12 protein-coding genes are annotated in these 9,576 nt (G+C 67.9%); 5 read left to right on the top strand and 7 right to left on the bottom strand.

Going from position 1 to position 9,576, the window contains the following annotated elements:
• From QSG27_RS25265 to QSG27_RS25255, 3 genes are all read left to right on the top strand, one after another.
• Positions 1-509: NUDIX hydrolase (locus QSG27_RS25265; RefSeq protein ID WP_407653269.1), on the top strand; the 509-nt coding region annotated here is incomplete at its 5' end.
• 71 nt (positions 510-580) lie between these two features.
• On the top strand, positions 581-1,078 hold the full coding sequence (gene rraA, locus QSG27_RS25260) for a ribonuclease E activity regulator RraA (protein WP_306711044.1): 498 nt from the start codon (positions 581-583) through the stop codon (positions 1,076-1,078).
• A 59-nt stretch (positions 1,079-1,137) separates the two neighbouring features.
• Entirely contained in the window at positions 1,138-1,671 is a 534-nt protein-coding gene (locus QSG27_RS25255) for an AAA family ATPase (protein WP_306711042.1), read from the top strand.
• Positions 1,672-1,678: 7 nt separating this feature from the next.
• On the opposite strand, the gene QSG27_RS25250 is transcribed toward QSG27_RS25255, so the two are convergent.
• The 4 genes from QSG27_RS25250 to QSG27_RS25235 form a co-directional block, all read right to left on the bottom strand.
• Positions 1,679-1,969: a hypothetical protein gene (locus QSG27_RS25250; protein WP_306711040.1), complete on the bottom strand. Its 291-nt coding sequence runs from the start codon at positions 1,967-1,969 to the stop codon at positions 1,679-1,681.
• A gap of 133 nt (positions 1,970-2,102) precedes the next feature.
• A complete protein-coding gene (locus QSG27_RS25245; RefSeq protein WP_306711038.1) occupies positions 2,103-2,489 on the bottom strand; it encodes a DUF2023 family protein in 387 nt (128 codons plus the stop codon).
• Entirely contained in the window at positions 2,468-2,950 is a 483-nt protein-coding gene (gene fldA, locus QSG27_RS25240) for a flavodoxin FldA (protein ID WP_306711036.1), read from the bottom strand. The genes QSG27_RS25245 and fldA overlap by 22 nt, the downstream gene beginning before the upstream one ends.
• A 157-nt stretch (positions 2,951-3,107) precedes the next feature.
• Positions 3,108-4,340, bottom strand: coding sequence for an MFS transporter (locus QSG27_RS25235; protein WP_306711035.1), 1,233 nt, complete (start codon positions 4,338-4,340; stop codon positions 3,108-3,110).
• A gap of 127 nt (positions 4,341-4,467) precedes the next feature.
• On the opposite strand from QSG27_RS25235, the gene QSG27_RS25230 reads away from it, so the two are divergent.
• A complete protein-coding gene (locus QSG27_RS25230; protein WP_306711033.1) occupies positions 4,468-5,253 on the top strand; it encodes an AraC family transcriptional regulator in 786 nt (261 codons plus the stop codon).
• 239 nt (positions 5,254-5,492) lie between these two features.
• Here QSG27_RS25230 and QSG27_RS25225 read toward each other — a convergent pair whose 3' ends face one another.
• The 3 genes from QSG27_RS25225 to acnB all read right to left on the bottom strand — a co-directional run bounded on the left by QSG27_RS25225 (position 5,493) and on the right by acnB (position 8,795).
• Positions 5,493-5,840: a type II toxin-antitoxin system PemK/MazF family toxin gene (locus tag QSG27_RS25225; protein ID WP_306711031.1), complete on the bottom strand. Its 348-nt coding sequence runs from the start codon at positions 5,838-5,840 to the stop codon at positions 5,493-5,495.
• The gene (locus QSG27_RS25220; protein ID WP_306711029.1) at positions 5,837-6,100 is read right to left on the bottom strand and encodes a hypothetical protein; all 264 of its coding nucleotides are present in this window, start codon (positions 6,098-6,100) and stop codon (positions 5,837-5,839) included. The genes QSG27_RS25225 and QSG27_RS25220 overlap by 4 nt, the downstream gene beginning before the upstream one ends.
• Before the next feature lie 109 nt (positions 6,101-6,209).
• Positions 6,210-8,795: a bifunctional aconitate hydratase 2/2-methylisocitrate dehydratase gene (gene acnB / locus QSG27_RS25215; RefSeq protein ID WP_306711027.1), complete on the bottom strand. Its 2,586-nt coding sequence runs from the start codon at positions 8,793-8,795 to the stop codon at positions 6,210-6,212.
• Between the two features lie 467 nt (positions 8,796-9,262).
• Between acnB and QSG27_RS25210 the strand changes: the two genes are divergently transcribed.
• Positions 9,263-9,538 (top strand): hypothetical protein, encoded by a 276-nt coding sequence (locus QSG27_RS25210; protein WP_306711025.1) that lies wholly within the window; start codon positions 9,263-9,265, stop codon positions 9,536-9,538.
• The last annotated feature ends 38 nt before the right edge of the window (positions 9,539-9,576 follow it).

The following is a 9,576-nucleotide window of genomic DNA, read 5'->3' as shown; positions in this document are numbered from 1 at the left end:
GCGAGCGCGCCCGCATGGCCTTCGCCCTGGACGGCGGGGAGTGGGATGCCGAACGGGTGCTGGAGCGGTACGAGCTTCTCTACGAGGCCGGGCTGGTGGTGGAGGCGTTCCGCGACCACGATCTGGCCCGCCGGGCGGGGGTGGAGGAGCGGACGGCGCGGCTGGAGATGCCCCGCGCGCTGGGCCGCCCGATGGCGCGCGACGGGCGCCGCGTGCTGGCGACGGCGCTGGAGCGGCTGCGCGGCAAGCTGAAATACCGGCCCATCGTGTTCGAACTGCTGCCCCCCACCTTCACCCTGCACCAGCTTCAGCAGGTGGTCGAGGCGCTGTCCGGCGAGCGGCTGCACAAGCAGAATTTCCGGCGCCTGATGATCTCCGGCGGGCTGGTCGAGCCGACCGGCCGGTATGAGAGCCAGACCGGCGGGCGCCCGGCGGAGCTGTACCGTTTCCGCCGCAGCGCCATCCTGGAGCGCACCAGCACCGGGGCCATCGCCTCGCCGGAGGATTGACCATCGCCGCGCAGGGGGTATTCTGCCGCCAAAGCCAAGGCCACCAAAGCCAGGAAGGGGAGCGAAACCGCATGACCGAGTTCGACAGCACCTGCGACCTCTACGACCGTTTCGAGAAGACCGCCCGCGTCGCCGATCCCGTCTTCCGCGACTTCGGCCTGCGCCGCAAATTCAGCGGCGCGGCGGTGACCGTGAAGTGCTTCGAGGACAATTCCCGCGTCAAGGAGACGCTGGGCACGCCGGGGCAGGGCAAGGTGCTGGTGGTGGACGGCGGCGGCGGCCTGCGCGCCGCCCTGATGGGCGACCTGATCGCCAAGGACGCGGTGAGGAACGGCTGGGAGGGCGTGGTCATCCACGGCTGCGTCCGCGACGCCGCGGTGCTCGCCACGCTGGACCTGGGCATCAAGGCGCTGGCCGCCATCCCGCGCAAGACGGTGCGCAACGGCGAGGGGCAGAAGGACCTGCCGGTGACCCTGGCCGGCATCCGCATCAACCCCGGCGATCTGGTCTTCGCCGACGAGGACGGCGTCCTGGTGCTGGGCGAGGCCGAGTTCGGCGCGACCGGGTGACGGGAGCTGAAGGAGACGCCTTCGGCTATGAGAAACCCCGGCCATGGGAAAAGTGACGCATGCTGATCGTCTTCGGCGGGTTGCCCGGAACCGGCAAAACAACCATCGCCCGTGAATTGGCGCGGCGGCTTGGCGCGTTTCACTTGCGGATCGACACGATCGAACAGGCGATTCGCATGGCCAGCGGCGCCGGCGACGCGGTCGGCCCGCAAGGCTATGTGGTCGCCTATGCCTTGGCCGGCGACAATCTTCGGCTTGGCGGCACGGTCATCGCGGACTGCGTCAACCCGGTCCGGATCACGCGCGAGGCGTGGCGCGCCACGGCGGTTCGGGCCGGGGTGCGGCTGGTCGAGGTGGAGGTTGCGTGCTCGGACCCTGTCGAGCACCGGCGCCGGGTCGAATCCCGTCAAAGCGACATCGACGGGCATCGCCCGCCGACCTGGGCGGCGGTGATGGCGCGGGAGTACGAGCCCTGGGACGGGGGGCCGGACGCCGTCGTCGATACGGCGGGCCGCGAGATCGACGCCTGCGTCGCGGACATTCTGGCGCTGCTGCCGATCCTCCCGCTCCATGGGAACGGGCACCGTCCGTGAGGCGGGATCAGCCGGCGACCTTCTGCCAGCCCATCCTCTGGAACCGGTATTCCTGGATCGTCGGCGCTGCGCAGGCGTAGCCGACCCAGACGCCCAGCGTCATCAGGACGCCGGTCGGCCACAGCGGGATGGAGATGAGGATCAGCAGCGCGTGAATCCCCGCGTGCAGCCATTCCGCCTTCTTCGCGAAATAGACGGGGCCGAGCAGGAAGGCCCAGAGGATCTCGCGGTTGGTCACCGCCTCCCGCTGGCCGTTCTCCGGATTCTCGAACACCATCCCGGACGGAGCCGCCGCCATCCCTGCCTCCCTTTGATTGCTTGGTCTTTGATTGTTTGGGAAACAGATTTGACGACGGCGGCCCCGCCTGTCGAGGCCGGGACGGAGTTTTTCCGGATGGTGGAGGAGGAAGCGCCCTGACGGATGGGATGGATCAGGACGCCGCCTCCCTCCGCCCGGCCTGCGCCATGGCCAGGAAGCGCCGGCACTGCTGTTCCCGGTCGTAGCCCAGCAGCGTGCCGAGGATGAAATCCTCCTCCGGCGTCAGCTGGTTCAGCGGTTTGCGCACCACGCTGCGCACCGTCGCGATGCAGGCGGCGTTCCCGAAGAAGACGTTGACCTTGGCCTCCGTCACCGTCTGGACGTGGTAATCGACGAACCGCTCCGCCAGCTTGCGGGTCACCGTGTCGGCGTCCCGCGTGCTGAGCGTCATCATGAACATGGGCCGGACACCCTTGCTGTACTCGTACAGATGGTGCCCCAGCAGATGGACGGGCATGGGGAGCCCGTCCTGCGGCATCACGTCAGCTGGCTGATCCATGCGGTGATCCGTTTGTCGGTTTGGGAGGACTGGTTGTCCTGGTCGAGCGCCAGCCCGACGAACTGCCCGTCGCGTTCCGCGGTGGAGCCCGAATGCTCGTAGCCGGCGGTCTCCGTGAAGCCGACGACGACCCCGCCCTGCGCCACCACCTGATCGTAGAGGGTGCCCATGGCGTCCACGAAGGACTCGGCGTAGGTCACCTGATCGCCGGTGCCGAACAGGGCGACCTTCTTGCCGTTCAGGTTGGCCGCCTTCAGCGTGCCGATGTTGGCCTCCCAGTCGCATTGCAGGTCGCCCACCCCGTAGGTCGGCGCGCCGAGGATCAGCAGGTCGCAATTCTCGAAATCCGCGGTGGAGGCGCGGGCGATGTCGACGGTCTTTCCCTGAATCTTCTTCGCGATGCGCGAGGCGACCGATTTGGTCGCGCCACCGTCGGAACCATAGATGATCGTGACGTTCATGGTGTCTCTCTGGGCAATCCTGTGGGCCAATCGGATCAGGGCCGGCGACCAAAGGCGAGAACGTCCGGCCTGTCACAAATGATAGTGAGAATCATTCGCACTTGCAACATGACCATGAATGGTTTGTGGGAATTCGCCGGGGGCGCGACGCGCGCCGTCAGGGACGGCGCGGCTCGCTGGCGGGTTCGCCGGTGGCGTGGGGCGGAACGTTGGGCAGAAGGGCGGCGAACAGGCCGAGCAGGGGCACGGCGGCGCAGGCCTGGAAGACGAAGCCGATGCCCATCCGGTCGGCCAGGACGCCGAGACCCGCGGCGGCCACCCCGCCGATTCCGAAGGCCAGTCCGAAGAACAGGCCGGAGATCATGCCGACCCGGCCCGGCATCAACTCCTGCGCGTAGACGATGATGGCGGGAAAGGCCGAGGCCAGAGCCAGCCCGATCACCGCGCTGAGCGCGACCGTCGCCGTCAGCCCGGCATGGGGCAGCAACAGCGTGAAGGGCAGGATGCCGAGGATCGAGACCCAGATGACCGTCTTGCGCCCGATCCGGTCGCCGACCGGCCCGCCGATGATCGTCCCGGTGGCGACCGCCGCCAGGAAGACGAACAGGCAGAGCTGCGCCGCGTCGGGCGCCAGGGCGAAGCGCTCCATCAGGAAGAAGGTGTAGAAGCTGGTGATGCCCGCCAGATAGACGTATTTGGACAGGATCAGCACCATCAGCACGGCCAGCGCCCGGTTCACCTGCCCGCGGGTCAGGCTGGGATGGCGGACCGCGGCGCCACGGCGGACCGGACGGGCGTGGTCGCTGCGCGCGTACCAGCGCCCGATGCCGGTCAGCAGGACCATCCCGCCCAGAGCGGCGAGGGCGAACCAGGACAGGCTTTCCTGCCCGTGCGGCAGGATGACGGTGGCGGCCAGCAGCGGCCCCAGCGCCGACCCGGCGTTCCCGCCGACCTGGAACAGCGACTGCGCCAGCCCGTGCGCCCCGCCGGAGGCCAGGCGGGCGATGCGCGACGCCTCGGGGTGGAAGACGGAGGAGCCGAAGCCCAGCAGGATCGCCCCGGCCAGCAGCGCCGCGTAGTTCGGCGCGAAGGCCAGCGTGACCAACCCGACCAGCGAGGAGCCCATGCCCACGGTCAGGGAGTAGGGCGCGGGCCGCCGGTCGGTGGCGAGGCCGATGATCGGCTGCAGGAGCGACGCGGTGATCTGGTAGGTCAGGGTGAGCAGGCCGATCTGCGCGAAGCTGAGGTCGAAGCCGCCCTTCAGGATGGGATAGATCGCGGGCAGCAGGGACTGGATCAGGTCGTTCAGCAGATGGCAGACGCTGATCGTCCCCAGGACGGGCAGCGCCGTCCCCCCGGCCTTGGGCCGGGTCAGGGTGGTGTCGGTCACGGAAGGAAGCCTTTTCTGGCGCTTGGCCGGCGGGCGGGCGGCGCGTTGCTTGGTGTACCGCAACAGCCTATGGTGGACGGCAGGGGCCTGCCACCGCGGTCAGGCCGATCTCTTACGAGACTGGGCCATGGTCCGGAACCTTCGCATCGACGCGGTCGAGGAATCGCCCAGCCCGCTGATCGCCCTGGGAAAGGACTATGCCGACGGCGGCACGCTGGCCGCCCACGCGCACCGGCGTGGGCAGTTGATCTCCGGGGCGACGGGGACGCTGGTCCTGTCCACGGCCCAGGGGCGCTGGGTGATGCCGCCCCATTGCGGGCTGTGGATTCCGCCCGGGGTCCTGCACGAGGTTCGGATGATCGGCGCGGTCAGCACGCGGAGCCTCTATCTGACCCCGGCCCTGACCGGCGCCATGCCGGTCCGCTGCGAGGTGGTGGCGCTGTCGCCCTTCCTGCGCGGCCTGATCGCGCGGGCGCTCGACGTGCCGGTGGACTACGATCCGGACAGCCACGACGGGGCGGTGATGGCGCTGCTGGTGCATGAGATGCGGCGGCTTCCGGTGGAACCGCTGTCGCTGCCCTTTCCCGCCCACGCCGCCCTGGCGGAGCGCTGCCGGCGATTCCTGCAGGAGCCGGCGATCCAGGCGAGGATCGAGGACTGGAGCGCCGGCTTGGGCATGAGTCGCCGCAACTTCACGCGGCTGTTCCGGCGCGAGACGGGGCTGAGCTTCGTCGAGTGGCGCCAGCAGGCGTGTCTGGTGTCCGCCCTGCCGCGGCTGGTGGCGGGGACTCCGGTGACGACGGTCGCGCTGGATCTGGGCTACGACAACCCGGCGGCCTTCACGACGATGTTCAAGCGCACGCTGGGGGCCTCGCCGAGGGCCTATCTCGCCCGGACGGCGGCAACCGGGTGACGGAGGCGCCGCCTCATCGGCCGGCTCGACGGTTGCGAAGAGTGGCGTTGCACGGACGATGAACCACAGAGGCACAGAGACACAGAGAGGCAATTGATAGGGCGTCGCCTTCGGAATCTCTGTGCCTCTGTGGTTAAAACTCCGGAGACAAACAGAAAGGCCCCGCCGGAGCGATTCCGGCAGGGCTTTCCATTGGTGCGGAAGTCCTCGCGCCCGGCCTCCCTCTGCTTCGCATTGACTCAATATTTCTGATTTGTGAATCCAAAGACTCCAAAGAAAACACCTTGATGCAACTGAAGCCACTCGGCATCGGCCTCGCCGAGGCGTCCGGCGATGATGGACTTGTCAATGGTCGCCAGCTTGTCGAAGCGCACCAATGATGGCACCCGCAGACCATTGGAGGGCGAAGGCATCATTGGCACGGCATCCGGTTCGATGCGAGGGACCGAAGTGATGTAGGCGACGATGACATCGGTGCGGCGGTCGTTGTCCCTGGACACAACGAGGGCAGGACGCCGTTTGTGAGCCGATAAATCGGTGAAGAGAAAGTCGGTCAGAACGATGGTCCCGAAAGGGATCGCCGTCATGGCCGGTAGCGCTCCACCAGATCGGCGTCGGTGTAGAGATCGGGCTCATCGGCCAGCCAGTCGAAGGCGCCGCCGTGGGCGTTGATGGCGGTGATGGACGGGCCCTCATCCACCGTTTCGATGATGGCGCGGACACGCTGGGTCGGTGCGACTCCCAGGCGGCGGAGTTCGTCGGTCAAGCGTCCGGCTTCGATGTTTTCGAGCACCTGTCTCATGCGGTTAAGGTAATCCGCCGCAAAGGCTGAGGCAATGCCGGTCATGAAAAGCCCCGCCGGAGCGATTCCGGCGGGGCTTTTCATTGATGCAGAAGTCCTCGCACCCGGCCTCCCCCCGCTGGGCGGGGGGAAGGGGAAGAGGTGCCGAGGTGGATCAGGCGGCGACCGTATCGGCGACGTCCTGGAACTCCTTGATCTGGTCGAAGTTCATGTAGCGGTAGATGTCCGCGGCCTTTTGGTTGACCACGCTCACCTTCTCCAGATACTCCGCCGGGGTCGGGATCTTGCCCATCAGGGCGCAGACGGCGGACAGCTCGGCGGAGCCGAGATAGACGCGGGTGTCGATGCCCAGACGGTTCGGGAAGTTGCGGGTCGAGGTGGACATGGCCGTCGAGCCCTTGCGGATCTGCGCCTGGTTGCCCATGCACAGCGAACAGCCGGGCATCTCCATGCGCGCACCGGACTTGCCGAGCACGCTGTAGTAGCCCTCCTCGTTCAGGATCATCGCGTCCATCTTCGTCGGCGGGGCGATCCACAGGCGGGTCGGGATGTCCGACTTGCCTTCCAGAACCTTGCCGGCGGCGCGGAAGTGGCCGATGTTGGTCATGCAGGAGCCGATGAAGACCTCGTCGATCTTGTCGCCGGCAACCTCCGACAGCAGCTTCACGTCGTCCGGGTCGTTCGGGCAGGCGACGATCGGCTCCTTGATGTCGGCCAGATCGATCTCGATCACCGCGGCGTACTCGGCGTCGGCGTCCGGCTCCAGCAGCGACGGGTTGGCGATCCAGGCTTCCATCGCCTTGATGCGGCGGCCCAGCGTCCGGGCGTCCTCGTACCCGTTCGCGATCATCCACTTCATCAGGGTGATGTTGGAGCGCATGTACTCGACGATCGGCGCCGAATTCAGCCGCACCGTGCAGGCGGCGGCGGAACGCTCGGCCGAGGCGTCGGACAGCTCGAACGCCTGCTCCACCTTCAGGTCGGGCAGACCCTCGATCTCCAGGATGCGGCCGGAGAAGATGTTCTTCTTGCCCTTCTTCTCCACCGTCAGCAGGCCCTGGCGGATGGCGTAGAGCGGGATGGCGTTGACGAGGTCACGCAGCGTGACGCCCGGCTGCATCTCGCCCTTGAAGCGGACCAGGACCGATTCCGGCATGTCCAGCGGCATGACGCCGGTGGCCGCGGCGAAGGCGACGAGGCCCGAGCCGGCGGGGAAGCTGATGCCGATGGGGAAGCGGGTGTGGCTGTCGCCGCCGGTGCCGACCGTGTCCGGCATCAGCAGGCGGTTCAGCCAGGAGTGGATCACGCCGTCGCCCGGACGCAGCGCGACGCCGCCGCGGGTCGAGATGAAGGCCGGCAGCTCCCGGTGCATCTTCACGTCGACCAGCTTCGGATAGGCCGCGGTGTGGCAGAAGGACTGCATGACCAGATCGGCGGAGAAGCCGAGGCAGGCCAGATCCTTCAGCTCGTCGCGGGTCATCGGGCCGGTGGTGTCCTGCGAACCGACCGTGGTCATCTTCGGCTCGCAATAGGTGCCCGGGCGCACGCCCTGGCCTTCCGGCAGACCGCAGGCGCGGCCGACCATCTTCTGGGCGAGCGAGAAGCCCTTGCCGCTGTCCGCCGGGGCCGACGGAAGGCGGAACAGGGTGGACGGGGCGAGGCCCAGCGCTTCACGCGCACGGGCGGTCAGGCCGCGGCCGATGATCAGCGGGATGCGGCCGCCGGCGCGCACCTCGTCGAAGATCACGTCGGACTTGACGGTGAACTCGGCGATCACCGCGCCGTTCTTCAGCGCCTTGCCCTCGTAGGGACGCAGCTCGACCACATCGCCCGTCTCCATCTGGGAAACGTCGAGTTCGATCGGCAGGGCGCCGGCGTCTTCCATCGTGTTGTAGAAGATCGGGGCGATCTTGGAGCCCAGGCAGACGCCGCCGAAACGCTTGTTCGGGACGTAGGGGATGTCCTCGCCCGTCCACCACAGCACGGAGTTGGTGGCCGACTTGCGCGAGGAGCCGGTGCCGACCACGTCGCCGACATAGGCGACCAGGTTGCCCTTGGCCTTCAGATCCTCAAGCTGCTTGATCGGGCCGCGGACGCCGGCTTCCTCCGGCACGATGCCGGGGCGCGGGTTCTTCAGCATGGCCAGCGCGTGCAGCGGGATGTCCGGGCGCGACCAGGCGTCCGGGGCCGGGGAAAGGTCGTCGGTGTTGGTCTCGCCCGACACCTTGAAGATGGTCAGGGTCAGGCTGGCCGGAACCTCCGGACGCGAGGTGAACCACTCCGCGTCGGCCCAGGACTGCAGCACCGCCTTGGCGTTGGCGTTGCCCTTGTCGGCCAGCTCCTTGACGTCGTGGAAGTAGTCGAACATCAGCAGCGTGGTCTTCAGGCCCGATGCTGCGGCCTCGCCGCACTCGGCGTCGCCCAGCAGGTCGATCAGCGGCTTGATGTTGAAGCCGCCGAGCATGGTGCCCAGCAGCTCCGTCGCCTTGACCTTGGAGATCAGCGGCGAGGTCTCGTTGCCCTTGGCGAGCGAGGCCAGGAAGGCGGCCTTGACCTTGGCGGCGTCGTCCACGCCCGCCGGGACGCGGTGCGTGATGAGATCGACCAGGAAGGCTTCCTCACCCTGCGGCGGATTCAGGAGAAGCTCGACCAGCTCCTCGGTCTGCTTGGCCGAAAGCGGCAGGGCGGGAATTCCGAGCGCGGCACGCTCAGCGACATGCTGGCGGTAAGCTTCAAGCACGGTGCGATCCTCTCATCCAAGGTTGCTCGACAGTCGTCCGATTCCCCGACCTGGGGCGCCCTCGCGGACCCGGTTTCCTCGCCGTCGCGGCGCCTTCCCACGCCGCGGGACGGAAATGAAAGGGCGGGATGCGGACCCCACGCCGCCGGTCCTCCCCTATCCGGAAGGAACTTCCGCGGAACGGAGATGTCTTACGTCGCCGCCTTGGGAGTCGTCAAGTCAACGCTCCGCCTGCGACACGTTTTCAGGGGCCGGCCATAGAAGTGGTATTACAACTTGCTCCCGCCGGGCCTGTGGAGGGGCGGCGATTTCCTGATTTTCTTATCGTCTTTGCAATGAACGCGGCGGCGGGGCTTCTGCGCGGGCCGCCGCATCACAATGGCTAACCCCGCCGTCGAAGGGGTGAACGGCGAACAATCGGGCATGTCGGGTGTTCTGGCTGTGCATCCACGCACGGCGCAGGCCCAATGTTCCTCGGCTCCAGGCCCATTCAAAACCGGATCGCCGCCCGGTTCCTGAGCGTCCTTCTGGCGCTGGCCCCGCTCCAGCCGCTGCCCGCCGGGCTGGCCGCGGGCACCGCCGTGCTGCTCGGACCGCAGGCGGCGGAGGCGCGGGCCGGCGGCGGGCGAAGCTCCAGCGGCGGCTACAGCCGTCCGTCCGTGCGCACCCCGTCCTTTTCCACCCGTTCCGCCCCTTCCCGCGCGCCGTCCCAGTCAGAACCTCGACCCGCTGATAAGCCATGACGTTTGCAACTCGTTTGCGTCCGCGCGATGACGCGCCA

It is taken from the genome of Azospirillum isscasi (assembly GCF_030849505.1).
GTDB lineage: Bacteria > Pseudomonadota > Alphaproteobacteria > Azospirillales > Azospirillaceae > Azospirillum > Azospirillum isscasi.
This window is presented reverse-complemented; position numbering and strand designations above follow the sequence as displayed.